Origin of the sequence: Nocardia sp. NPDC051030 (assembly GCF_040683015.1) — a bacterium.
In the GTDB taxonomy this organism is placed as follows: Bacteria; Actinomycetota; Actinomycetes; order Mycobacteriales; family Mycobacteriaceae; genus Nocardia.
This window is the reverse complement of the sequence record NZ_JBFBCD010000004.1, coordinates 65,338-89,914: the sequence shown is the minus strand read 5'-3', so window position 1 is coordinate 89,914 and position 24,577 is coordinate 65,338. Positions and strand designations below refer to the sequence as shown.

26 protein-coding genes and 1 pseudogene are annotated in these 24,577 nt (G+C 66.3%); 12 read left to right on the top strand and 15 right to left on the bottom strand.

Annotated elements, in window-relative coordinates; genetic code table 11:
• Positions 1-134 precede the first annotated feature (134 nt).
• Both AB0N05_RS14010 and AB0N05_RS14005 read right to left on the bottom strand, forming a co-directional pair.
• Positions 135-1,190: a DoxX family membrane protein gene (locus AB0N05_RS14010; protein ID WP_364692584.1), complete on the bottom strand. Its 1,056-nt coding sequence runs from the start codon at positions 1,188-1,190 to the stop codon at positions 135-137.
• Positions 1,191-1,239: 49 nt separating this feature from the next.
• The gene (locus AB0N05_RS14005) at positions 1,240-1,395 is read right to left on the bottom strand and encodes a DUF6131 family protein (protein WP_364692581.1); all 156 of its coding nucleotides are present in this window, start codon (positions 1,393-1,395) and stop codon (positions 1,240-1,242) included.
• A 187-nt stretch (positions 1,396-1,582) separates the two neighbouring features.
• On the opposite strand from AB0N05_RS14005, the gene AB0N05_RS14000 reads away from it, so the two are divergent.
• The 10 genes from AB0N05_RS14000 to AB0N05_RS13955 all read left to right on the top strand — a co-directional run bounded on the left by AB0N05_RS14000 (position 1,583) and on the right by AB0N05_RS13955 (position 10,412).
• The gene (locus AB0N05_RS14000; protein WP_364692579.1) at positions 1,583-1,981 is read left to right on the top strand and encodes an STAS domain-containing protein; all 399 of its coding nucleotides are present in this window, start codon (positions 1,583-1,585) and stop codon (positions 1,979-1,981) included.
• Positions 1,982-2,185: 204 nt separating this feature from the next.
• On the top strand, positions 2,186-2,629 hold the full coding sequence (locus AB0N05_RS13995; protein ID WP_364692576.1) for an anti-sigma factor: 444 nt from the start codon (positions 2,186-2,188) through the stop codon (positions 2,627-2,629).
• Positions 2,619-3,389 (top strand): RNA polymerase sigma factor SigF, encoded by a 771-nt coding sequence (locus AB0N05_RS13990; protein WP_364692573.1) that lies wholly within the window; start codon positions 2,619-2,621, stop codon positions 3,387-3,389. Before AB0N05_RS13995 ends, AB0N05_RS13990 begins: the two co-directional genes overlap by 11 nt.
• A 68-nt stretch (positions 3,390-3,457) precedes the next feature.
• Positions 3,458-5,566, top strand: a complete 2,109-nt coding sequence (locus tag AB0N05_RS13985; RefSeq protein WP_364692570.1) for a catalase — start codon at positions 3,458-3,460, stop codon at positions 5,564-5,566.
• Between the two features lie 109 nt (positions 5,567-5,675).
• A complete protein-coding gene (locus tag AB0N05_RS13980) occupies positions 5,676-6,146 on the top strand; it encodes a hypothetical protein (protein WP_364692567.1) in 471 nt (156 codons plus the stop codon).
• 87 nt (positions 6,147-6,233) lie between these two features.
• Positions 6,234-6,764, top strand: a complete 531-nt coding sequence (locus AB0N05_RS13975; protein ID WP_364692564.1) for an RDD family protein — start codon at positions 6,234-6,236, stop codon at positions 6,762-6,764.
• A 479-nt stretch (positions 6,765-7,243) separates the two neighbouring features.
• Positions 7,244-8,170: an alpha/beta hydrolase-fold protein gene (locus AB0N05_RS13970; RefSeq protein ID WP_364692561.1), complete on the top strand. Its 927-nt coding sequence runs from the start codon at positions 7,244-7,246 to the stop codon at positions 8,168-8,170.
• A gap of 357 nt (positions 8,171-8,527) precedes the next feature.
• Entirely contained in the window at positions 8,528-9,127 is a 600-nt protein-coding gene (locus AB0N05_RS13965) for a sulfite oxidase-like oxidoreductase (protein WP_364692558.1), read from the top strand.
• Positions 9,127-10,107 (top strand): FAD-binding oxidoreductase, encoded by a 981-nt coding sequence (locus AB0N05_RS13960; protein WP_364692555.1) that lies wholly within the window; start codon positions 9,127-9,129, stop codon positions 10,105-10,107. Before AB0N05_RS13965 ends, AB0N05_RS13960 begins: the two co-directional genes overlap by 1 nt.
• 2 nt (positions 10,108-10,109) lie before the next feature.
• Positions 10,110-10,412 (top strand): DUF6510 family protein, encoded by a 303-nt coding sequence (locus tag AB0N05_RS13955; protein ID WP_364692553.1) that lies wholly within the window; start codon positions 10,110-10,112, stop codon positions 10,410-10,412.
• 24 nt (positions 10,413-10,436) lie between these two features.
• Here the strand turns inward: AB0N05_RS13955 and AB0N05_RS13950 are convergent, their stop codons facing one another.
• The gene (locus tag AB0N05_RS13950) at positions 10,437-10,640 is read right to left on the bottom strand and encodes a hypothetical protein (RefSeq protein WP_364692550.1); all 204 of its coding nucleotides are present in this window, start codon (positions 10,638-10,640) and stop codon (positions 10,437-10,439) included.
• Positions 10,641-10,735: 95 nt separating this feature from the next.
• On the bottom strand, positions 10,736-11,479 hold the full coding sequence (locus AB0N05_RS13945; RefSeq protein WP_364692547.1) for a DUF4191 domain-containing protein: 744 nt from the start codon (positions 11,477-11,479) through the stop codon (positions 10,736-10,738).
• A 385-nt stretch (positions 11,480-11,864) separates the two neighbouring features.
• On the opposite strand from AB0N05_RS13945, the pseudogene AB0N05_RS13940 reads away from it, so the two are divergent.
• Positions 11,865-12,642 (top strand): annotated as a pseudogene (locus AB0N05_RS13940) (DUF1524 domain-containing protein); the annotation flags it as partial.
• A gap of 75 nt (positions 12,643-12,717) precedes the next feature.
• Here AB0N05_RS13940 and AB0N05_RS13935 read toward each other — a convergent pair.
• From AB0N05_RS13935 to AB0N05_RS13885, 11 genes are all read right to left on the bottom strand, one after another.
• Entirely contained in the window at positions 12,718-14,913 is a 2,196-nt protein-coding gene (locus AB0N05_RS13935) for an elongation factor G-like protein EF-G2 (protein ID WP_364692544.1), read from the bottom strand.
• A 164-nt stretch (positions 14,914-15,077) separates the two neighbouring features.
• Complete coding sequence (lipA, locus tag AB0N05_RS13930; RefSeq protein WP_364692541.1) at positions 15,078-16,118, bottom strand: lipoyl synthase; 1,041 nt, start codon at positions 16,116-16,118, stop codon at positions 15,078-15,080.
• Between the two features lie 22 nt (positions 16,119-16,140).
• A complete protein-coding gene (gene lipB / locus AB0N05_RS13925) occupies positions 16,141-16,860 on the bottom strand; it encodes a lipoyl(octanoyl) transferase LipB (RefSeq protein ID WP_364694529.1) in 720 nt (239 codons plus the stop codon).
• Between the two features lie 53 nt (positions 16,861-16,913).
• Positions 16,914-17,426 carry an N-acetyltransferase family protein gene (locus AB0N05_RS13920; protein WP_364694526.1) on the bottom strand — a complete coding sequence of 171 codons (513 nt, stop codon included), beginning with the start codon at positions 17,424-17,426 and terminating at the stop codon, positions 16,914-16,916.
• A 379-nt stretch (positions 17,427-17,805) separates the two neighbouring features.
• A complete protein-coding gene (locus AB0N05_RS13915; protein WP_364692539.1) occupies positions 17,806-18,705 on the bottom strand; it encodes a TIGR01777 family oxidoreductase in 900 nt (299 codons plus the stop codon).
• 9 nt (positions 18,706-18,714) lie between these two features.
• Positions 18,715-20,397, bottom strand: a complete 1,683-nt coding sequence (sucB, locus tag AB0N05_RS13910; RefSeq protein WP_364692536.1) for a 2-oxoglutarate dehydrogenase, E2 component, dihydrolipoamide succinyltransferase — start codon at positions 20,395-20,397, stop codon at positions 18,715-18,717.
• Positions 20,398-20,726: 329 nt separating this feature from the next.
• A complete protein-coding gene (locus AB0N05_RS13905; RefSeq protein WP_364692533.1) occupies positions 20,727-21,296 on the bottom strand; it encodes a hypothetical protein in 570 nt (189 codons plus the stop codon).
• A 24-nt stretch (positions 21,297-21,320) separates the two neighbouring features.
• Positions 21,321-21,536 (bottom strand): hypothetical protein, encoded by a 216-nt coding sequence (locus AB0N05_RS13900; protein WP_364692530.1) that lies wholly within the window; start codon positions 21,534-21,536, stop codon positions 21,321-21,323.
• A 7-nt stretch (positions 21,537-21,543) separates the two neighbouring features.
• The gene (locus tag AB0N05_RS13895; protein ID WP_364692528.1) at positions 21,544-23,016 is read right to left on the bottom strand and encodes an ADP-ribosyltransferase domain-containing protein; all 1,473 of its coding nucleotides are present in this window, start codon (positions 23,014-23,016) and stop codon (positions 21,544-21,546) included.
• A complete protein-coding gene (locus tag AB0N05_RS13890) occupies positions 23,013-23,300 on the bottom strand; it encodes a WXG100 family type VII secretion target (protein ID WP_364692525.1) in 288 nt (95 codons plus the stop codon). The genes AB0N05_RS13895 and AB0N05_RS13890 overlap by 4 nt, the downstream gene beginning before the upstream one ends.
• Positions 23,301-23,303: 3 nt before the next feature.
• Positions 23,304-23,633: a WXG100 family type VII secretion target gene (locus AB0N05_RS13885; protein WP_364692522.1), complete on the bottom strand. Its 330-nt coding sequence runs from the start codon at positions 23,631-23,633 to the stop codon at positions 23,304-23,306.
• Positions 23,634-24,201: 568 nt separating this feature from the next.
• Between AB0N05_RS13885 and AB0N05_RS13880 the strand changes: the two genes are divergently transcribed.
• A complete protein-coding gene (locus AB0N05_RS13880) occupies positions 24,202-24,534 on the top strand; it encodes an oxidoreductase (protein WP_364692519.1) in 333 nt (110 codons plus the stop codon).
• Positions 24,535-24,577 lie beyond the last annotated feature (43 nt).

Here is a 24,577-nt window from a genome sequence, read left to right as displayed (position 1 = left end):
TTTTGTCTTTCTTTTTTGCTTTTTCACACACCCGGGGCGATATGTCACCCCGGGGGGTTAATACATATCCCCGGACCAGGTCGGGCCGGGTGGAATTCCACCCGGCCCGACCTTCGCTCAGGCCCGGCCTCCGCTCAGGCTTGCTCTATCCGTGCGGCGAGATCCCGGGTGGTATCCGCCACCCGCTCACCACCTTTGCGCGCCGCCTCGGCCAGCCGATCGCGCCGATCCTGCGCCCGATCGGCAGCCTTATCGGCCAACCGCGCGGCTCGTCTGCGCGCGCGGGCACCGCGCTTGCGAGCCAGGGTCCGGCGTTCGAGCGCGGCCTCGGCGGCGAGCTCACCGCGCTGACGCGCCGTCTCGACCAACTGCCCGCCCTTGTCCCGGGCGACCTCGGCCAGCTGCCCGCCGGTATCGAGCGCGGTTTCGACCAACTGCCCGCCCTTGTCACGCGCGGTCTCGGCCAGTTGCCCGCCTTTGCCTCGAGCCACTTCGGCGAATTGTTCGCCTCTGTCCCGCGCGACCTCGGCCAATTGCTCGCCCCTGTCGCGCGCCACCTCGGCCACCTGTTCGCCCTTGTCGCGAGCCACCTCGGCGAGATGCCCGCCGTGTTCGCGCGCACTGCCCGCGAGGTGTTCACCGCGATCCCGCACGGCTTCCCACACAGCGGGGGCTTGCGCGGCGACATTGTCGGCCAATTGGGCGACGGTGCCCTTGCCCTCGTCGTGGAGTTTGCGCGAGGCCCGGTCGGCGGCGCGACGGGCGCGCCAGCCGAGCGAGGGCTTGCCGCGTGTGTCGGAGGCGGCGATGAGCAGGCCGCCGAGCAGGCTCGCGTCCCACAGGAACGCGGTCCGCTGCGCGATCCGGCGTTCCTTGTCCGGCTCGTTCCAGAAATCGTGCTCGGTGAGCGCGACCGGAATCGTGGTGGTGGCCAGCACCATCGAGGCCAGCCGGGGCGCGCGCCCCAGCCCCAGCAGCACGCCGCCGCCGATCCGGACCGCCGCGGTGATGCGCACCACCCGCTCCGGATCGGTGGGCAACTTGGCGGTCACGGAATCGGGTAGCGCGCGCTCGCCCCGCTGCACCAACGTGGTGGCGGATTTCACGCGGGTCTCCGGATTGCGCAGGGTTTCTATCCCGTCCGCGATGAACGCGGATGCCAGCAGTGGATACGCCACACGTCGAAACATGCGAATTCCTTTCCAGGAGAACTGAGTTCAGTACATTCCCGCGGACAGATCAGTAATAGTGTGCTCGGCCGCCGATGGGCCGGCCGATCGCGCCGAGCAGCATCAGTGCGGCGCCGACGATCAGGAGGATGATGCCGATCGTGGTCAGGATCGAGATCCCGAAAATGATGCCGCAGATCAGCAGGATGAGGCCCAGGACGATCATGAGAATTCCTTGGTGCGGGCGGGTATGACATTCCGGCAGTTCCCGGCATACCGGCGCTGAAACCCCCGTCAACGGGCCGAAGTTTCCCCGTCATCACCTCGCAAAGGTGGTAGCCGCCGTACCGGTGTAGTGCCACACTGGGAACAGGTTGAGAACCCAGCCGTCGTTCCCTCTGCGGAGTGTTGTCATGCCAACCATTTCCATCGGGACCAGTCGGCTCGCCGATCAGGTCCCGGTCGCCGGTCACCATCCCGGGCGCGGCGCGGGACGTTCACACGGAGTCGGCTCACTGGACTGCCTGGTCGTCCAGGTGGACGGGGAGCTCGATATCACCGGGCTCGACGAATTCCGGCACGCCCTGTCCTATGCCATCGCGGGCAGCCCCTCGGCGCTGGTCGTCGACCTGCGCCGCACGCGATTCCTGAGCCTGCGCAATGCCGCCGCGCTGGCCGAGGCGATGGACGCGGCGCTCGCGCGGAACATCGAGACGCATCTGCTGACCGGCCGCCACCAGATCGAGCGGGCGCTCGAGGTCACCGGCGCGCGTGCCCGGGCCCGGCGAACGGCCTCTCACGCCCGGCACTGATTGCTGGAAATACGGGCAGCGCTCGCGTTCGACGCGGGCGCTGCCCGAGTGCGCCTGTTTCGATCCGAAACCGCTGGGTATGCGCCCAATGAAACCGAATAGCGACGTTGTTGCATCGATCGGTGGTGAACGATGACGAAACCGCAAGGTCGCAGATGCGGGACCAATGGGCTGGGCGGTCCGAGGGTGTTGCACGATAGGGAGGTGGACGCAGTCATCGGCGCCTCCGAATCGGCATGGCAATCACGCTCGGGTGAACTGGATGTGCGCATCCCGGCACGCTTGGATCAGCTGTCCATGCTGCGCGCTCTCACCGAAACCATCATGCTGACAGCGGATTTCACGATCGACCTGGTCGTCGACATGCGCGTCGCCCTCGACGAGGTGGTCACCGCTCTCATTCTGGCCGCGGTGCCGGGCGCGAATGTGGACTGCGCGTTCCGCTACGACGGGCGCCAGGTCGCGGTAACGGTGGGTTCGGTTCTCGAGTCCGATGGGGCTGTCGACGGTAACACTTTCGGGCGAAGTTTCCTGGAAGCATTGACAGATTCGATGGAAACTGCAGCCGGTGCGTTCGATTCGGCGCTGGGCGGGTACCCCGTAGTCGTGCACTTGATTCGGCTACGGAGTGAGGACGATGACACGTGACAGTTACGACGACATCGAGCCACTGCTCAAAGAACTCGCGATCGCAGTGGAGAGACGCGATCCAGCGCAGGCCGAGCTACGTGAGCTGGCGATAGGCCGCTGCCTGCCACTGGCCGAGCACATCGCGCGCAAGTTCTCCGGTCGCGGCGAGCCCTATGAGGACCTCCTGCAGGTCGCCCGGCTCGGATTGGTCGTCTCCATCGATCGATTCGACGTCAACCGTGGTTCGCGATTCCTCTCGTTCGCCGTGCCCACCATCATGGGCGAGGTGCGTCGCTATTTCCGCGACAGCACCTGGGCGGTGCGGGTACCGCGCCGGATAAAGGAGATCCAACTCCGCCTCGGCGGCACCATCGAACAACTGGCCCAGCGCCTGGGCCGGATGCCGAACGCGCGCGAGCTGGCCGAGGAACTCGGCGTCGACCGGGCCGAGGTCACCCAGGCCATGCTGGCCGCGAACGCCTATCAGAGTTCCTCGCTGGATGCGGCGGCGCCCGACGGCGGTGAGAACGCACCGCTGTCGCTGCTCGACGCTCTCGGCGAGGACGAACCGAATTACGAACTGGTCGAGCAGTACATGGCCGTGCGCCCGCATCTGGCCCAGCTGCCCGACCGCGAGCGCCAAGTGCTGGTGATGCGCTTCTTCGACGGCAAGACCCAGGCGCAGATCGCCGCGCAACTCGGGGTCTCCCAGATGCACATCTCCCGGATTCTGAGCAGAACGCTCACCGGATTGCGGACCGCGGCACTCGAGGATTGAAGCGGCGCCTCTCGGGTATGGCGGGGCGGAGACCACCGCATCTCCGCCCCACCGAGAGAGGAGCCCGCATGGATGGCGCATCGAACGACAAGCAGCGGCAACTGGATTCATCCCGAATCGACCGCCGCGAAGGCTACCTGACCACACAGCAGGGCGTCCGGGTGGACAGCACCGACGACGCGCTGAAAGTGGGCGAGCGCGGCCCGACGCTCATGCAGGACTTCCACGCCCGCGAGAAGATCACCCACTTCGATCACGAGCGGATTCCCGAACGCGTGGTGCATGCCCGCGGGGCGGGCGCGTACGGGGTGTTCCGGCCCTACGACGACTGGCTCGAGCGGTACACCACCGCGCGCTTCCTCGTAGACCCCGAGGCGGAAACCCCTGTGTTCGTGCGCTTCTCGACCGTCGCGGGTTCGCGCGGGTCGGCCGACACCGTGCGCGACGTGCGCGGCTTCGCGACCAAGTTCTATACCGCCGAAGGCAATTACGACCTGGTCGGCAATAACTTCCCGGTGTTCTTCATTCAGGACGGCATCAAGTTTCCCGACTTCGTGCATGCGGTGAAACCCGAGCCGCACAACGAGATTCCGCAGGCGGCCTCCGCGCACGACACCTTGTGGGACTTCGTCGGCGAGCAGCCCGAAACGCTGCACGCCATCATGTGGCTGATGTCGGATCGCGCGCTGCCGCGCAGCTACCGGATGATGCAGGGCTTCGGCGTGCATACCTTCCGGCTGCTCGACCGCGCGGGCGCGGCCACCTTCGTGAAATTCCATTGGACGCCGAAACTGGGTGTGCACTCGCTGCTCTGGGACGAATGCCAGCAGATCGCGGGACAGGATCCGGATTTCCATCGGCGCGACCTGTGGGACGCCATCGAGGCCGGGCAGTATCCGGAGTGGGAACTCGGCGTGCAGCTGATTCCCGAGGATCAGGAGTTCGCCTTCGATTTCGATCTGCTGGACGCGACGAAACTCGTTCCGGAGGAACAGGTTCCGGTGCGGCCGGTCGGGTCCATGGTGCTGAACCGCAATCCCGACAACTTCTTCGCCGAGACCGAGCAGGTGGCCTTCCATACCGCGAACCTGGTGCCCGGCATCGACTTCACCGACGATCCGCTACTTCAGCTGCGCAATTTCTCCTACCTCGATACGCAGCTGATCCGTTTGGGCGGACCGAATTTCGCGCAATTGCCGATCAACCGGCCGGTCGTGGACGTGCGCAACCATCAGCAGGACGGCTACGGCCAGCACGCCATTCCGCGCGGCGAGGCCGCCTATACGAAGAACACCATCGGAGGAGGCTGCCCGATGATCGCCCCCGACGCGAACCTGCGCACCACCCCGGAACCGCTGTACGGCACCCCGGTGCGGGAGCGCGCCGAATCCTTCCGCGAGTATTACAACCAGCCGCGCATGTTCTGGCGCAGCATGTCCGAGCCGGAGGCCAACCATATCGTCTCCGCCTTCGCCTTCGAACTGGGCAAGGTCGAGCGGCCCGCCATCCGGCTGCGCGTGCTCGAACGGCTCTCCGGAATCGATCCCGATCTCGCGGTACGAGTGGCCGCCGAACTCGGAATGCCCACTCTCACCGATGGTTCCGAGGTCGCCGACGGCGTGATCTCGCCCGCGCTGTCGCAGCTGACCAACGCGGTCGGGGCGGTCGAGACGCGGAAGGTCGCGATCCTGACCGCCGATGGTGTCGACGCCCTCGGGGTGCGCAGTGTCCGGACATGGCTCATGGACCGCGGCGTGGTGCCGGAAGTCATTGCCCCGCACGGCGGATCGCTGACCGAACGAGACGAACCCGAGGAGCGGCAGCCGGTCGACAAAGCGCTGGCGACCGTGTCCTCGACGCTCTACGACGGGGTGATCGTGGCCGGAGGACCCGATGCCGCCGACACCCTCGTCCGCAGCGGGGCGGCCATGCATTTCGTACTCGAGGCCTTCAAACACGCCAAACCGATCGGCGGTTTCGGGGCCGGGATCACGGTGCTGCGCACCGCGGGAGTCACCGGGCAGCTGCCCGGTGATCCGGACCTCTCCAGTGAGAACGGCGTGGTCGTCACCTCGGCCTCCGGCGCCCGCGTGCCGGAGAAATTCGTCGAGCTGTTCGCGGAAGTCCTGGCCCGGCATCGGGTGTGGCGTCGCCGCACCACGATCGTCCCGGCCTGAGCCCACGACTGCCGCGGCCCGGCCCTCCCCGCTAGCCTGCTCTGCCGGACCGTGGCCACGGGGCCGCGCGGGACCTACCACCCGCGCGGCCCACCACTTGGAGGTTGTCATGACCGGCGACCGGCATCCGGCGAAACAACCGGTCAGCGCGCTGCTGGCCGGGTACACGCGGATATCGAAAGGCGGTGCCGTCCTCGCTCGCGCGGTGCTCGTGGGCGCGGTGCTGGCGTTCCCGGCATGTGGGAAGGCGGGAGATGTGAACGGGCCCACGACGACAACTTCGATGCAGCGCAGCGCGATTCCCACCACGCCCGGGGAGTTGGTGCCGCCGGAGAGTTCGCGCTCGGTGTCCGCGCCCTCGGCCATCTCGCCGGCGCAGTTGCGGCGCAAGACCTGTGAGGATCTGCTGCCGCGGATGCAGCGCGTGCGCGACGACTCCGGACAGGCGGGAGTCGACCGGGCGGTCGACGACACCATCGCCAACTTCCCCACCACGGCCGACTGGCCCGTGCTGACTCCGGAACAACAGCAGGCCGCCATCGACGGCGCACACGACTCGGCCACCGGCAAATGCCAGTGACCGCCGCTGCCGGACCGATTCGGATGCTCGCGGGTTGCTCCGAAGGGGTGTGAGAGCGCGCCGGGCGGGACGCATAAGCTGGAGCCCATGGCACGCATCACCGGCTCCTGGTTGTCCGGACCGAATGGCGAACCCGGCGACACCGCACCCGGTGACTACCCCGGCAAGGAGCTGGGGCTGCCGAAATCCGGTGTCGGCGCGCTCGTGCCGATGACGCGGCGCGTCATCGCGCTGACGGTGGACTGGGTGATCTCCATCGGACTGGCCGCGATCATCGTGCGGCCCGATGCCGACAAGCTGATCGCCAAGATGGATATCCCCGCCGGTCAGCAGCCGCCCTCGCACTTCGCGGTGGTGATGGGCGATCTGTCCACGCCGACCCTGCTGGTGTGGTTCGTGCTCGGCATCGCCGCGGTGACGCTGTTCGGATTCACGCCCGGGCAGTACTTCCTCAAGCTGCGCGTCACCCGCGTGGACGCCGACGCACCGGTCGGATTCATCCGGGCGCTGGTTCGCCAGCTCATCCTGGTCTTCGTGATCCCCGCCCTGTTCTCCGACGCCGACGGTCGCGGCATGCACGACCGTGCCACCGGAACCGGGCTCGTCTACAGCCGCTAGGACTCGGCTGGGGCCCGATTCGGGCTCGCTGGAACCAGGCTTCCGAATCTCTGTTTCGTTCGCGCCCTTGGCGGCGATCCACAGGGGTGCGAGCTGAACAAAGGGGTGTGAACTCCACCCGGCGGGACTCCGGATGGGGTGTGAACTCCACCGGCGGGCTCCCGCCTTCATGTTTTCCTCATATGCGGCCTGTCAGGGTGGCGGCATGAGTGAATTCGCGGCCGTGCCCGCAATACCGGCCGCCCCTCTTTTCCGATCGGTGTGTCGCATTAGACGCGATCGGATTTCAATCGCCTCGACTTGTCACAATTCAGCGGTCGATCCAGGTATGCCCCCGGTACGTTTGGGAAGCATGGGACCAGACGTTGCCGAACGTTCACCGTATGTTGCTTTCGATCGGTATGGTGGCGGCCGTCTGCCATAGCGCAGCTAATGAGCTCGCAATGACAGATTGCTGTTGATGTGCTGATGGAGGATCCATGGGTGAGGGCTACCGGGCTGCGGCTCGGACATTCAGCCGACGTTCGTTGCTGGCATCCACGGGTCTGCTGGGTCTGGTCGCGGCCGGCGCCGCCGTGAGTGCCGGTGTGAACGCCGCCCCCGGCGGAGACGATGTACAGCGGACGCTGCACGGCGGGCAACTCCCGAACGGGGTCGCACCGGCCGCACTCGGCGTCGACCCGATCACCCGCAGCGAACGGGTGTACTCCGCGGCCCGCAAGCGTGAAGTCGAGATCATCACCATCGTGCCGCCCGGCGTGCCCACCCAGGGCCTGCCCATGTCGCTGCTGCTGCACGGCCTGCACGGCACCGCGCGCACCGCCGCGGTCGGCGGCCTCTCCGATATCCTCGCCGCCGCCGTCGCCACCAAACTGGTGCGGCCCTTCGGCTTCCTCGCCGTCGACGGCGGCGACAACTACTGGCACGAGCAGTCCTCCGGCGACGACCCGATGACCATGCTGCTCGAGGAGGCCCCGCAGTGGCTGGCCGCCCGCGGCCTCGGCGGCCCTGGCGGGGAGCCCTTCGCCTGCACCGGAACCTCCATGGGCGGCTTCGGCGCGTTGCTCTACTCGCGCCGCCGCAATGAACGCGGTCGCCCCGTGAACGCCACCGCCACCATCTCACCCGGCCTCATTACGAACTGGTCGGAAATGAGCAAGCGCAACGCCTTCAACAGCCAAGACCAGTGGGCCGCCCTCGACCCCCTGCGCAATATCGACAGAATGGGCCCGGCCCCCACCGCCCTCTGGGTCGGCGACCACGACAAGTTCATCGAAGGCTGCCGCCAGTTCATCACCAAGGCCCCCCTCGAAATCGGCCTGGTCACCCCCGGCGCCCACACCGACGCATACTGGCGCACCATCACCCCCGACGTAATCCGCTTCCTCGGCCGCCACGTCGGCTGAGCGTTGCCGCCACGTCGGCTGAGAGTCGCTGGGCATGTCGGCTGATCGCGCCTGACGTCGACTGATCACGTCGGTCGATCGGCTGATCGTGGTGGTCAAGTCGCTGGTCGTTCTCCACAACCTCTTCCCCCGGGTTTCGCGAGGGAGCTGTGGTGGCGGCGAAACGCGTGTTTTGACGCCACCACAGCTCCCTCGCCGATCTGCCGACTGTTGAGGCAATCCGGGCTGGTGCGTGTGGCTGCTGGTGTGTCGGAAAAGCCGGGTTCGCGGGGTGTGCGGGCGTACGCTGACTCCCAATTCGCAGGGCGATGTCGCCCGTGGCGTGAGGTCGGCCGTTCAGTTGGAGGGAGCGATCGCGTGAGTAACTTCTCGCCCGGATTCCAGGGACGTCCGCGGCCGAAGACCGATCGGCTGCCGCCGGGGCAATATCTCGTCGAGGACTTTCCGGTGCTCTCCGCCGGACCGACCCCGATCGTTGATCTGAACCGCTGGCAGTTCTCCATCACCAATGAGACCGGTCGCCAATACAGCTGGAGTTGGCCGCAATTCATGTCCTTGCCGCAGGCCCGCCCGCATGTGGACATCCACTGCGTGACCCGCTGGACCAAACTCGACACCGACTGGCAGGGCGTCTCCCTCGACACCCTTCTCGAAAACGTCGAAACCCAAGCCGAATACGCGCTGATCACCAGCTACGGCGGCTACACCACCAACCTGCCGCTGGCGGACCTCCTGGACGGCCAAGCCTGGATCGTGCACACCTTCGACGGCCAGGACCTGCACCCCGAACACGGCGGCCCCGCCCGCCTGCTGGTCCCGCACCTCTACTTCTGGAAATCCGCCAAGTGGGTCAAGAGCATTCGCCTCCTCGACCAGGACGACCCCGGATTCTGGGAAGCCGCCGGCTACCACAGCTACGGCGACCCCTGGCGCGAACAGCGCTACCAGGACGACTGATGCGCTGGCACCCAGCCGAACTCATCGCGGCCGACTTCGAAACCCCCTCCGCCCGCACCCTCACCCTCCGCGTCCCCGACTGGCCCGGCCACCTCCCAGGCCAGCACCTCGACGTCCGCCTCACCGCCCCCGACGGCTACCACGCCGAACGCAGCTACTCCCTCGCCGCCCCCGCCGACGGCGACCTCGTCCAAATCACCATCCAACGAGTCCCCGAAGGCGAAGTCTCCACCTACCTCGTAGACACCTTCCCGCTCGGCGCCAGCATAGAAATCCGAGGCCCCATAGGCGGCTGGTTCGTCTGGAACCCCGACACCTCGGGCCCAGCCGTCCTAATCGCGGGCGGCTCCGGCATAGTCCCCCTCGCCGCCATGCTCCGCGCCCGCCGAAAATCCCCCAACCCCACCCCCTTCCGCCTCCTCTACTCCCTCCGCGACCCAGCCGCCCTCTACTACCGAGACGAACTGATCCCCACCCGCGCCCTGACCGCCACACATCGCGGCGAGCAGGAAGGTGCCCCGCAGGCGGCCGAAAGTCGTGGCGACGAGCTGACCCCGCGCCCTCCAGCAGCCGGTGTGTCCGGTGGGCAGGGAGCCGAGGGCGGCGCAGCGCAGGTGGCCGGAAGTCGCGGCAACGTGTCCATGCGCAGCGAGTTGCGGACGGTGGCCGGAGTCGGCAGCGACGGGCAGCGCTGGGGCGGGGGTGTGGTTGGGGGCCATAGTGATTGGTTGCCCGGCCGGGACGACGGGGTGGAAGTGTTTCTCGCGTATACGCGGAGTGTGCCGCCGGGGGAGTTGAGGGATGCGGGGCGGCTGACTGCGGAGGAGATTGCGCGGTATGCGTTGCCGCCCTCGGGGGACGTCACTTGTTATGTGTGCGGGCCGACCGGGTTTGTCGAGTTCGCGGCCGCCGCATTGGTTTCCGCGGGCCATGATCCGGCGATGATCAGGACTGAGCGCTTCGGACCGACGGGGAAGTGATTATGGCGAACCATTACACCTATGTGAGCGGCACTTCCGAGGAACTGCATCTCGACGGGAATGCGCTCGGGGGAATGCTTTCGGAGATATTCGCGGCCGATCCCACCGGATGTGCATGCCGTTGCGGGGGTTGCGGTGTGGCCGAACCGCTGGCGCGGGCCCTGGTTTACGTGAGTTGCCCGGGGACGGTGGTGCGGTGCGCGCATTGTTCGGCCGTGGTGCTGCGGGTGACGACCACGCCCTCCGGCCGGTGGATGGATCTTGGTGAGGGAGCCTCGATCTGCCTGCCGATGCCGGAGGGATAAGCCGCGCCACGTCGGCTCGCTTCGTCAGACCAACTTGCGTACCAGGAACTCCCTTATCAGGGTGGTGATTTCAGCTCCGTGGGTTTCCAGGGCGAAGTTGGCGGCACGGTCGTTGGCGTGCGCGAACAGCACCTCCCAGAACGGGGTGAAGCCCTCCAGATAGGCGTTGCCGGACTGGGTGAAGTGGTGAAGCATTCCCGCGAGCGCGAACTTTCTTGCGAAATCCATGCAGGACCAAGCGAATCCGGTCCTGACCAGCAGTGACCAGGCACAAAAAAGAGGCCCGCGTCCGACAATCGGACGCGGGCCTCGGTGAGTTTCGATCAGCGGCGACGAATTGTGCGCTGCATGCCCTTCATCTTCGCGCCACCCGGCAGCGGACCCTTCGGCAGCGCCGGGCCGCCACGAGTCGCCAGCGCGGAGAGCCGACCCTCGATCAGGTCCATGCGCTTGGCGTCGATATTGCGCGGCAGCTTGGTCAGGTAGCGCTGCAATTCCTTGAGCGGCACCTGATCGCCTTCATTGCCGATGACGACGTCGTAGATCGGGGTATCGCCGACGAGTCGCGAAACCTTCTTCTTCTCCTGTGCCAGCAGCGACTTCACGCGCTGCGGGGAGCCCTCGGCGACCAGCACCACACCCGGCAGGCCGATCACGCGATGCACGGCGTCGAGCTGCGTGGTCGCGGCAATGCCCGGGGTGACCCGCCACTTGCCCTGAAGATTGTCGAGCACCCACGCCGCCGCGCCCGCCTGACCTTCGGCCTTGGCGTAGACGTTCTTCTGCACGCGCCGCCCGAAGAGGATGAACGCGGCCAGCGCGCCCAGCAGCAGACCGATCGGGAGCAGGAACCACTGCAATCCGAAGATCAGGCCGATCACCAGGAACAGCACGGTCACGCCGACGAAGGCGCCGATCATCAGCGGCAGCAGCAGTTTGTCTTCCTTGCGCTGCATCTGGAACGCCTGCCAGAGTTGCTGGCGACGCTCCTTCGACGCCTGCTTGCGCGCCGCCTTCGCCGCAGCCTTCGCTTCCTTCGACGGAGTACCGCCCTTACCTGCTGCCATGGCGTCCAGGATAGTGGCCGGGTGGCGCGTGGTCGCGACGGGATCATGCGTGGCGTGACCTGGGGGTCTGTTCGGTGCTCCTTCCTGACAGGTGGGACGCATTCAGGAAGTGATCACTCCCTTTGTAAAAGCGCGCTTGGATCTGTTCTCCTGAATAGGGCAACCTAAGCAACCGGGAGGGATCGCGCGAGAAATGCAGTCGACGGATCGAGGAGCCGCGTCGGCTGCTCTGTGGAAGCGCGTGCCGGGTGCGGCGGTACTTATGGCCGCGGCACTGGCCATCACCGGTTGCGCCGGAACCGCCACACCCGCCGATGCGGCCGAGGCATCGAGCGTCACCCTGACCTCGTACGACGCACCGTCGGCCGCGGATGCCCGCATCCTGCTCGACACACTCCCGGTGAAGGGTCGCGCCCCGAAGGCCGGCTACAAGCGAGACATGTTCGGCGACAGCTGGACCGACGATGTGAACGTCGCCGGCGGCCACAATGGCTGCGACACCCGCAATGACATCCTGGCCCGCGACCTGAACGTCCGCACCTTCAAGCCAGGCACCCGAGACTGTGTCGTCCTCACCGGCACCCTGAACGACCCCTACACCGGCACGACCATCGATTTCGTTCGCGGCCAAGGCAATTCGAATGCCGTCCAGATCGATCACGTCGTCGCCCTCTCCGACGCCTGGCAAAAGGGCGCGCAACAGCTCACCCCGCTGCAACGCATCAACTTCGCCAACGACCCCCGCAACCTGCTCGCGGTCGACGGCCCCGCCAACCAGCAGAAGAGCGACAGCGATGCCGCCTCCTGGCTCCCCGCCAAACCCTTCCGCTGCACCTACGTCGCCAAACAGATCGACGTGAAATCCGTCTACTCCCTGTGGGTGACGCAAGCCGAAAAGGACGCCATGACCCGCGTCCTCGACGCCTGCTGACAACGAAACAGAAAGAACGGGAACAAGAATGAAGAAGCTCGTCGCCTCGTCCGCCATTGCGGCGATCGCCCTGACCTCCGTCGTGCTCGGCGCCCAGACCGCCAGCGCCGACGACGTCTACTACAAGAACTGCTCCGCCGCCCGTGCCGCGGGTGCCGCCCCGATCTACAAGGGCGAGCCCGGCTACCGCGCCGCCCTCGACCGCGATGGCGACGGCGTCGCCTGCGAGTGACGGGAATGCGCTCAGCCGGAAGGGTTTCCGTTGCTATGACGGAGCGCAAGCGGCCGACACGCTATTGAGCTGGGATCAGCCGGAGCTCTTGGCCTTTTCGCGCACGCTGTCGGCGAGCTGTGGGGGCATGGCTTCGTGGCGGGCGTAGGTGCGGGTGAAGGTGGCTGCGCCGTGGGCCAGGGAGCGTAGGTCTACGGCGTAGCGGCTGAGTTCTAGTTCGGGGACTTCGGCTCGGATTTCGGTGCGGCCCAGGCTTACCGGTTCGGTGCCGAGGACTCGGCCTCGACGGCTGGAGAGGTCGCCGAGGACTGGGCCCACGTAGTCGTCGGCAACCACCACTCGTACCGCGTCTATGGGTTCGAGGACGCTGATGCGGGCGGCCGCGGCGGCTTCGCGGAGGGCGAGGCTGCCCGCCATCTGGAAGGCGGCGTCGGAGGAATCGACGGAGTGGGCCTTGCCTTCGAAGAGGGTTACTCGCACGTCGACCAGGGGGTATCCGGCCGTGACGCCGCGGGCGGCTTGGGCGCGGACGCCCTTCTCGACCGACGGAATGAATTGGCGCGGAACGACTCCGCCGACGACCTTGTCCACGAATTCGATGCCGGAGCCCTCCGGCAGCGGGGCCACCTCGATTTCGCAGATGGCGTATTGGCCGTGGCCGCCGGATTGTTTGACGTGGCGGCCCTTGCCGGAGGACGAGGTGGCGAAGGTTTCCCGCAGCGCCACTTGATGGTCGATCACATCGACCTGGACGCCGAAGCGGGAGCGTAAGCGCTCCAAAGCGACTTCGCGATGGGCCTCGCCCAGACACCACAGCACCAGTTGACGGGTGTGCGGGTTCTGTTCCAGGCGCACCGTCGGATCCTCGGCGACCAGGCGGGACAGGCCCTGCGAGAGCTTGTCCTCATCGGCCTTGCTGTGCGCCTTGATCGCGACCGGCAGCAGCGGATCGGGCATGGACCACGGCTCGATCAGCAGGGGAGAGTCCTTGGCGGACAGGGTGTCTCCGGTCTCGGCGTGCGAGAGCTTGGTGACGCACACGATGTCACCGGCAATGGCCTGGCCTAGCGGACGCTGCTGTTTGCCGAACGGCACGGAGACCGCGCCTATCCGCTCATCGGAATCGTGATTGGCGGTGTCGGCGGGGCCGTGACCGCACACATGCACGGTGTCGTCGGCGTGCAGGGTGCCGGAAAACACTCGGACCAAGGACATTCGGCCCACGTACGGGTCGGAGGCGGTGCGGATCACTTCGGCGGCCAATGGCGCGCTGGGATCGCAGGCGAGCGGCGCGGACTTACCCGCGACGCTGGTCGCCGACACCGGATGCTCTGCGGGCGTGGGGAATCCACGCGTGATCAAATCCAGAATCTCCACCGTGCCCAACCCCTGCCGCGCACCCTCCGGCGGCGGCGCGGCGATCAGCACCGGATGGAAACTGCCTCGTGCCACCGCCTTTTCGAGATCCTCCACCAGCGTCGCGAGGTCGATCTCCTCCCCGCCGATGTAGCGGTCCATGAGGGTCTCGTCCTCGCTCTCGGCGATGATGCCCTCGATGAGCCGATTGCGTGCCTCCTCCATCAACTCCCGCTGCTCCTCGGAGGCGGGTGTCTCCACGCGTTCCCCGGTCACATAGTCGTAGACATGTTGCGTCAGTAGATCGATCAGCCCGATCACCGGCCGATGCCCATCCGCCCCCTTGTCGCCGTACACCGGAAGATGCAGCGGCAGCATGGATTCCGATGCCCCGCCGCCGAGAATCTCCCGGCAGGTATCGGTCATCTCCTCGAAATCCGCTCGCGCCGTATCCAAATGGGTCAGCACGATCGCCCGGGGCATTCCGACCCCCGCGCACTCCTCCCATAATGCGAGCGTCGCCCCGCTGACCCCTTCGACACCCGCCGCGGCCGAGAGCACGAAAAGGGCCGCGTCCGCAGCGCGCAGACCGGCCCTGAGCTCCCCGACGAAATCCGCATAGCCGGGAGTGTCCAATAAATTGACCTTGACGTGATCCCACCCCATCGGCACCACCGACAATTGCACAGACCTGTGCTGTCGCTGCTCGATATCGTCATAGTCCGAAACGCAGGTCCCATCCTCCACCCGCCCCGCCCGAGGCACCGCCCCGGTGGCCACCGCCAGCGCCTCGACCAGCGTGGTCTTCCCCGACCCACTGTGGCCCACCAGCACTACATTCCGTATGTCATCCGGCCTCTCAGCCGTGATAACTCTGCCGTTGGCGCCTGCGGACGCCGTAGTTCGCTCGACCATATGGCTCGCTCCGGGGTCGATTGGTGCGGTACTTCGAGCTTCCCACCGGCGACCCGATCCCGTCCACGATTCGCGCGATAAGCCCTCTACCGCAACCAACGGCGAAGGCCGGGATCCACCGTTGTGGACCCCGGCCTTAGCCGGACTTTTTCGAGGCCGTGAGCCTATGAGCCGTAGCGAGCCAGGACGCTGGTCGCTTCCTGGCTGGCGGTGCCTTCTTCGGCGAGATGCGCCATCTCCGGGGAGATTTCGCGGCCGTGGTGGCGCATGGCCTGGGCGTAGAGGCGACCGGCGCGGTACGAGGAGCGGACCAGGGGACCGGCCATGACACCGGCGAAGCCCATTTCGGTTGCCGCGTTGGAGTGCTCCACGAACTCCTCCGGCTTCACCCAGCGATCGACGGGGTGATGCAGCGGGGAGGGGCGCAGGTATTGGGTGATGGTGAGAATGTCGGTCCCGGCCTCGTGCAGGTCGCGCATGGCCTGGGTGACTTCCTCGGGGGACTCGCCCATACCGAGGATGAGGTTGGATTTGGTGACCAGACCGGCCTCGCGGGCGGCGGTGATCACGGCGAGGGAGCGCTCGTAGCGGAAGGCCGGGCGGATGCGCTTGAACACGCTGGGCACGGTTTCCACATTGTGGGCGAGCACCTCGGGACGCGAGGAGAAGACCTCGGCCAGCTGCTCGGGGACCGCATTGAAGTCCGGGATGAGCAGTTCGACGCCGGTGCTCGGGTTGAGCCGCTTGATGGCGCGCACGGTCTCCGCGTACAGCCAGGCACCGCCATCCTCGAGATCATCGCGGGCGACACCGGTGATGGTCGAGTAGCGCAGACCCATGGCCTGCACGCTCTCGGCCACGCGCCGGGGCTCATCGCGATCGAGTGCGGCGGGTTTGCCGGTGGCGATCTGGCAGAAGTCACAGCGGCGGGTGCACTGTTCACCGCCGATGAGGAACGTGGCCTCGCGATCCTCCCAACACTCGAAGATGTTGGGGCAGCCTGCCTCTTCGCAAACCGTATGCAGGCCTTCGCGTTTCACCAGGCTCTTGAGCTCGGTGTACTCCGGGCCCATGGTGGCTTTGGTGCGAATCCACTTCGGCTTGCGCTCGATCGGGGTCTCGGCGTTGCGGGCCTCGATACGCAGCAGTTTGCGGCCATTGGGTTGGGCCGGATTGTTCGGTGTCGGGGTATCGACGGAGGTCACTTCACTCACCCTACGCTCGTGATCATTCGGCTTTTGCGGGCACCTTGTCGGCGACCGGGACCGGTCGCGGCAGGCTGTGCTGGGTCACCGGAAGATCACCATCGAGGGCGCGGGCAATCGCGTCGGCGACCAGCGGGCGAACTTCGTCCACGGTGACCTCGCGGCCTAGCTCCCGCGTCAGGGTGGTGACACCGGCATCGCGAATACCGCACGGAACGATCGCCTGGAAACCATCCAGCGACGAATTGCAGTTCAGTGAGATGCCATGCATGGCGACCCCGCGCTGCACGCGCACACCGATCGCGGCGACCTTGCGTTCCGGCAGGAATTCCGAGGCGGGTACCCACACGCCGGAACGGCCGTCCACGCGACCCGTCTCCAGTCCGAGGCTCGCGCACACGCTGATGAGCGCTTCCTCCAGGCGGCGCACGTACGCGACCACATCCACCGGCTCGGCCAGTCGAATAATCGGGTAACCCACCAATTGCCCCGGCCCATGCCAGGTGATCTTCCCGCCGCGATCCACCTCGATCACGGGGCTGCCATCCATAGGCATATCCGCCGCTTCGGTGCGGCGACCCGCAGTGAATACGAACGGATGCTCCAACAGCAGCAACCGATCCTGGCCGATGCCCTCCGCGCGCTCGCAGGCAATACTGCGCTGCTTCTCCCACGCGAGGTTGTAGTCGATGAGGCCCAGTTCCTCCACCTGCAACGGTGTGCGGTCGAGGCGGGCCGAAATGCCGCGGGCCGGGGTAGCGGCCGATGTACTCGAGGCGGCGGTGGTGCTCTCGCTCACGACTGCGACGTTACGCCATCGTCGAGCATGATCTGCATCAGCGTCAGATCCATCCACCGCCCGAACTTGAACCCCATCTCCGGCAACTGCGCCACCACGGCGAACCCGAACTTCTCATGCATGGCAATGGAGGTGGCGTTACTGGACTCGATCGCCGCGATCATGGTGTGAATTCCACCCCGCTGGGCGCGCACCAGCAACTCGGTCATCAACGCCTTGGCAACTCCGCGCCGCTGAAACCGATCAGCCACATACACCGAATTCTCCACGGAGAACCGATAACCCGACTTCGGCCGGAACTGTCCGTAACTGGCATACCCCGCCACAGCCCCGTCGATCTCGACGACCAGCACCGGATGTCCCGCCGCCGTCCGCGTCGCGAACCAAGCCTCCCGCTCACTCAAATCAGCAGGCTCGGTATCCCAGATAGCGGTGGTCTCCGCAATCGCATTGTTGTGAATCACCAGGATCTCCGGCAGATCACTCTCACGCGCATCCCGCACCAACAGCTCAGCCGATACGACCACAGACGATTCATTACTCACGCCCACACGGTATCCACGAACCCCCTGTGACCCGTATCGCCCCCGTCGCAACGGGTGACCCTCCCGGCGGTGCACCAACTCCAACCGGATCCAGCGGTTGGCTACAAGATCGCCATGCAGCGGCTGAGGCATCGGCCGACGAACCCCCTCCACAGCCGCATGCTGATCTTGCTGCCGACCAACGAGTGTTCAACCATGCAGGCCCTGCCCGGCGTGTCGCCTGCATGGTTGAACACTCGTTGTGGCGAATGGGCTGGGCTGGCCGGGAATTGAGGGCGGCCAGCCGTCAGGGCTGTTGGTGATGGCTGCCGACAGGGCCAGGGGTGGCGGGTTGACGGGGCGGTCAGCGGCCTTGGCCGACGGTGGCTGCCAGGGCTGCGCCGATGGTGGGGTGGTGGAAGGTGTAGCCGGCTGCTTCCAGGGCGGTGGGGATTGCTCTGGGGCCGTGCAGGATTGCCTCTTCCGCGAATTCGCCGATTGCCATGCGGAGGGCGAAGGCGGGGACCACCAGGGGGGTGGGGCGGTGTAGGGCGCGGCCGATCGCGCGGGTGAATTCCGCGTTGGTGACCGGGGCAGGGCCGACCATATTGACTGGGCCGGAGAGGGATTCGTTGGTGAGGGCGAAGATTATGCCGCTGACCTCGTCGTCTATGGAGATCCACGGGACGTATTGGCGGCCATTGCCCAATCGGCCGCCGAGGCCGAGGGAGTAGAGGGGGTAGAGCATTCCGAGCATGCCGCCGTGACGGGCCAGGACTACGGCTGAGCGCAGGAGCACGGTGCGGACGCCGGCGTCGATGGCTTCCTGTGCGGCTTCCTCCCAGTCGTTGCACAGTCCGGCGAGGAATCCGGTTCCGGCGGGGGAGGTTTCGGTGACGATGCGGTCGCCGCTGTCGCCGCCGTAGTAGTGCACGCCGCTGGCATTCACCAGCGTCGGCACTCCCAGGGCGGCGACCGCGGAGGCCAGCACGTCGGTCGGGACGATGCGGCTGTCGCGGAGCTCCTGCTTATAGCTGCCGTTCCAGCGCCGCCGCCCGATACCGGCGCCGCAAAGATTCACTACGGCGTCGGCACCGCGCAGCGCGCGTTCGTCCAGATCCGCACGAGCCGGGTCCCAGCTGAATTCATCCCTGGCTCGAACGGGGCGGCGCACCAAGCGGGTGACTTCATGCCCGTCGCGGCGCAATGCCGCGACGAGCGCCGTCCCGATCAGCCCGGAGGAGCCGGCGACCACGACCTTCATGCGAACGTCCTACAGGCCGAGGTCGCCTTCGAAGCCCGCCTCTTCCAGCCGATGCTTGATCGTGCTGACGAAGCGACCCGCGTCGGCGCCGTCGATGAGGCGGTGATCGTAGGTGAGCGGCAGGTAGGCCACCGAGCGAATGCCGATGAACTCGCTGCCGTCATCCGCGATCACCATGGGGCGCCGGACAATTGCGCCGGTGCCGAGCATCGCCGCCTGCGGCGGCAGCAGGATCGGCGTGTCGAAGAGCGCGCCCTGCGAACCGATATTGGTGATGGTGAAGGTGCCACCCGACAGCTCGTCCGGCTTCAGTCCGCCGTTGCGAGCACGATTCGCGATATCGGCGATCGCCCGCGCCAGGCCCGCCAGCGACAGGTCGTTGGCATTGTGGATGATCGGCGAAAGCAGACCCTGATCGGTGTCGACCGCGATGCCCAGGTTGACCGCCGAGTGGTAGGTGATCTCCTTGGTGTCCGCGTTGTAGGAGGCATTCACGTTCGGGTGCACGGCAAGTGCCTCGATCGCGGCCTTCGCGAAGAACGGCAGGAAGGTGATGTTGACACCTTCGCGCTGCTTGAAGGCGGCCTTGGCGCGGTTGCGCAGCGCGGACACCTTGGTCATATCGACCTCGTGGACCTGGGTGAGCTGTGCGGTGGTCTGCAACGACTCGAGGGTCTTGGTGGCCGTGATCTGCCGGATGCGGCTGGCCTTCTGGACCGTGCCGGGCAGGTGCGCCAGGCTCGGACGCGGGGCGGCCGAAGCGGCGGGCGCGGCCGGAGCAGCAGCGGCGGGAGCCGGAGCAGCGGCGGCCGGAGCCGGAGCCTTCTTGGCCTCCGCGGCAGCCAGCACATCCTGCTTGCGGATGCGGCCGCCGACACCGGAACCCGTGAGGGTGGCCAGGTCGACGTTGTTCTCCGAAGCCAGCTTTCGCACCAGCGGGGTCACGTACGGACCGCCGCCATTGGTGGACGGCTCGTCGGCCGGGGTGGCCGCGGCCGGGACCGGAGCGGGCTTCGGGGCAGGCGCGGGGGCCGGAGCGGGCGCAGGCGCGGGGGCCGGAGCGGCGGCGGGCGAGCCACTGCCGATCACACCGAGCTGGCCGCCGACGTTCACGACGTCGTCTTCCTGCGCGGTGATCTCCAGCAAGGTGCCGGCGACGGGCGACGGGATCTCGGTGTCGACCTTGTCGGTCGAAACCTCCAGCAGCGGCTCATCCACCGCGACCGAGTCACCGACCTGCTTCAACCAGCGGGTGACAGTGCCTTCGGTAACCGACTCGCCCAGTTCCGGCATCTTGACCGGAGTGCCGGACGCGGCCGGAGCGGCGGCGGCAGGTTCGGGCGCGGGGGCTGCGGCGGCAGGCTGCGGGGCCGGTGCGGCAACAGGTTCGGGCGCGGGGGCCGGGGCGGGTGCGGCAGCGGGAGCCGGGGCAGCGGCGGGGGCCGGAGCCTCACCCGCATCGCCGATCACACCGAGCTCGCCACCGACCTCGACGACGTCGTCTTCCTGCGCGACGATCTTGACCAGCACACCGGCGGTAGGCGACGGGATCTCGGTATCAACCTTGTCAGTCGATACCTCGAGCAGCGGCTCGTCGACCGCGACCGTGTCTCCTTCCTGCTTCAGCCACCTGGTCACAGTGCCCTCGGTGACGCTCTCACCAAGAGCTGGCATCTGGACGGAGAAGGCCATGTCCGTTGACTCCTCTGACTGCTCGACGTTGTTAAACAGCTTCTCTCCGGCGGTAGCCCCCGCTGGTCGCGGCGACAAACCCCTAGTCACGGATCAACCCCGTGCCTACCGAAGATCATGTGGTTTGTAGTTCCGGTTCCCCATCCTTGCACTTGTCGCGGTGCGGCGTGTCACAGGGCATCCACTGCGCGGCCTCACCGTGTCGCACCCAAGCCCGTGCGGCCCAGCCGAACCCCCACCCGTTCCGCCACCTCGATCCCCCGATCGGCCGTCCATCCGCACGCCGTAACGACCTGCGCCGTGGCTGGATTCGGGCGGGAAGATATATGTCAGAGGATGGTGATGCTGCTCGGGTCGAGTGAGGTCGCCGCCAGGATTTCTTCGATGACGCTCTCTGCCGCGATGTTCGTGTCCAGGGAGAGCACATCCGTCGCGGTACGCCCGGCTAATCCCGGCCAGACCAATGCCAGCTCGGCACCAGACCTCAGCCGGACCAGCAGCCACTCCCGATTCTCGCCCGGCGGCTTGGTGAATCCGCGCTGCACGAGGCCCTGAATCGTCGGCCACGCGATATTGATCTGGGCAACGGGTTCGAGCCCGGTGAACTCTGTCCATCTGGAGATGGAAAGTTCCTGGAGCGCAGGATCTGGCCACGGGCGCGCAGCATCGAGTTCTGCGACTATGCGTGTCAAGAACTCCCGGACCTCGGCCTCGGAATGCTTTGTGCGCACCAAGGTATCGAGCTCCTCGCCGGAATTCAGTGCGTCGACCAGCGCCCGATACTCATCCTCAGGCGTGAGATCCCAAAGTGGTTCGGTCAGCAAACCGGTCGAGATGCGACGCACCTCGTTGGGGTTGAGGCGATCGGTGAACTGAACGCTGTAGAGCACGGCATTCACCACGCCCCGCCACTCCAGGGTCATCTACTTGCTATCGCGCCGCTGGTCGAACTCGGTGCCGCTCGTGTCGTCCCAGAACTTGCGGGAGGCCGGTCGCCGCTTTTCAGGTGGCACGGCAGCTCTCCGCGCCTCGGCCTCGGCAATCATTCGCTCGGCCTCGGTGATCTCATCCTGGCTCAGGGGCTCGAGTCCGAGTTCTTCGTCGGTCGTAAAGATCTTCCCGGCTATTTCTTTGCTCATAGTGGCATCACCTTTGGATCAGTCGAATGAAAGTTGTTCCGGTGGTTGGATCGAAGTCGTTGCTCAAGACTCGGAAGGCGGTCCCGGGAGGGAAGAGGACTTCTTGTTCGGAGGGGATGTCGGAGTAGTTGGTAACTTCCTTGCCGCTCTTCGACACGATCGTGAATTGCGTATTGCCCGGGAAGGCTTCCTCGGCTGCGGCCGTGGTGCTGGTGAAGGATTTCTCGACCACTGTTTCGCCAGTCTTATACTCCGCGAGGACATTCGGTGGTAGATCCGTCCCACGAAATACGACGCCGTTGTGATCGGGAAGTTTAGTGAGCGCCTCTTCAATGGCTTTGATCTGCGTACTTTGTGTCGCGTCCACCGCGCCTGCTCTCAATGCGCTGTTGAGATCTTCGTACAGGCCAGTATATGGGCTTGTATAAGCCCGGATGGCGTCCTCGTCCGCCTGGGTGATCGTCGGCGGCAGGGCCTCGTCGGCCCGTCTGCCGAAGTTGACCAGCTTGGCCTGTGCTTCGTCCACCCACTTCCCGATCTTCGAGAGCAAGGGGCGGAGTCGTTCGGCTAGTGGCTTGAGGGTCTTGGTGACGATTGCGGCGGCGTGGGTGGCGAGGTCGGCGATGATGGTGGCTACGCGGCGGGCTTTGATGGCGAAACGGGTTCCTACGGCGAGGTTTCCGAGTTCGGAGAGGCCGAGGGTGAAGGGTGCGGCGACCGCGAAGAGGCCTTCGGCGAGGGCGGTTTCTATGCCGAATTCTTTGAGTTCTTCGAGGATTTGGTGGTGGGCGTCGTCGAGGTGCTGGGCGTATTCGCCGCAGGCCTTGGCGATGGATTCGCAGACGTCGGCGAGTGCGTTGAGGTCGGTCTGACGTTCTGCGCCGGTCGCGATTGCGCGGGGGATTTCCTCGGATTGTTGGTTGCCGAGGAGGGTCAAGGCTTGGGGGATGCGTTGGGCGAGGAGGCGGTAGTCGCAGGCTGTTGTGAACCAGGCGGTTTCGGCGGAGTGGAGCTTGTCCTGGTGACCGTTTGGCCAGACCGCGCCGACGAGGTCTTTGACATAGGACCAGCCGAAGGGTTCGGGGATTCCGGTTCCGGCGGCTGACGCGGCGGTGGTGACAACGCAGGGAATGGGCCAGGACGCCGGTGCGGGCGGGGTCGCGACGGTGTCGTAGTTCGCTTCGGCTTCGCCGGATTCGTGGTTGTGGGCTCCGCTGGAGACCAGGTTGGCGGTTGTCGAGAAGGCGGTGAGGAGGCGCTCGGAGGTGGAGAGGGCGAGGGCGGCTGCCTCGTCGTATGAGGTTGCCCAGGATTGGCCGATGCTGTCACTGCCCGCCATTCCGGCATTGGCGTTGAGCACTCCGAGGAGGGCGATGTGCGTGGTGGCAGCGTCGGTGGCGATGGAGCCGAAAACCTCTGCGGCGGAGTGGTATTCCTCGACTCTGCAGAGAATGAGCGGGACGGTCGGAGTCGGGCTCATGGCCACATCTCGGCATTGGTCTTGCCCACCTGGACGTAGGCGTCGTGGGCGGTTTTCAGCTTGGCTCGCAGGTCGCTGAGCGCGGTGCGCATTTCCGCGACTCCGGCGATGCGCTCGTCGTGAGCCGCGCGGTGTGCGACGGCCGAATCGCCGGACCAGTTCACGTGCAGGGCATCGACGCGCTGGTCGATGGCGGTGACCTGCTGCTCGATCTCGGTTTCCAGAGTCGCGGCCGCGTCGATGAGCTGGTCCAATCCGACGAGATCCACCCGGTAGTCACCCATGGCTCACGCCGTCCCTGGCAGGTCGAGGCTGGATCCTGCGGCATCGGTGGATTCTGCTCGCGACCGATCGGTTGTCTCGAACTCGGTGGCGGCCTGTCGCAGTAGCCCTGCATCGGCGCGGAACGAGGCAATGATGCGCCGCGCGCCTTCCTCCCAGTCGGCCCACGGTTCTTCATGCGACCCCGCCGCGGTCCCGGTCCAGTCGACGCCGACGAAGTCCCGGACCTTCCGCATATGCGTGTCCACGCGATCGGCCAAGTCCTGTGCCGATGTATCCAGAGAATCCGCCGCCGCCCGCAGTTCGGCCGGATCGATATCCACCCCAGTGCTCACGGCGATGAGGCTAACCGGTCGCGGCGACATATGAGCAAGCGATTTGAGATGGGATTAGCCACTCGGCGGCAGCGCTATGTCGCGATTGACTGATTTATGGGTGTTTGACCGGCCGGATTCGTCCTTAATAGGCGATATTTATGCTCTGAGCAGCGTCGATCACATCGAACTGAGAGCGCGAACTTCGCACCGCTGATCCGACCGTGTCGGGTTGATGAATGGCAATCGGAGACGATCCATGCGCCGGGACTGGCTGCCTTCGTCTGATGCCTCGGCTCTCCTGCCTATATCCAGCAACTGCATGGCGATCCCGCCATGGTTGCCGCGGTCGCCGATCGCCCGGTCAGCAAGTGGTTCTGATACGTCGTCTCACGGCGCGGATCCCGCACACACCGCAAACTGTGGGCGGCCAGCGCCCCCACGCGCCCAATGCGCCGCCGCCGACCCTTCCTGAGCAGCGCCTGGGATGTCTCGAAGAACTTCCCGCCGAGCGCATTCCAGCCCCTCAGCACTGGCACTATCGAAGTGTTGGCCGTGGGTAATCCGGCTCCGGAGAGGAGGCCGCCGGATGGCGATTCTGGATTTGTTCGGACGTGGTGGCGTGGCCCGAAAGGGTGGCGCTGATCCCGTCGATGCGGCGTATCTCGAAGAGTGGACGCGAACGCATCACGGGGTGGAGGCCTTCGTCGAACCACGAACGACCGTGACCGACGTGACCGTCCTGCTCGTCGCGCACGACGGCGAATGGACGCGGCGAGTGGTGGGGGAGCGTGGCGCGCAGCGACTTTCGGCGATGCTCGGTATCCCGGTGTATGACGCGCGCCGAGTCGGCTATCCGCAGCGCATGCGAGACCACGACGCCCGCCGCCGAATCGAAGAGCGACGGGCATCGGCCGACTGAGCTTCGCCCGGGTACCCGGGCGGAAAAGTTGTCGGCAGGGCCA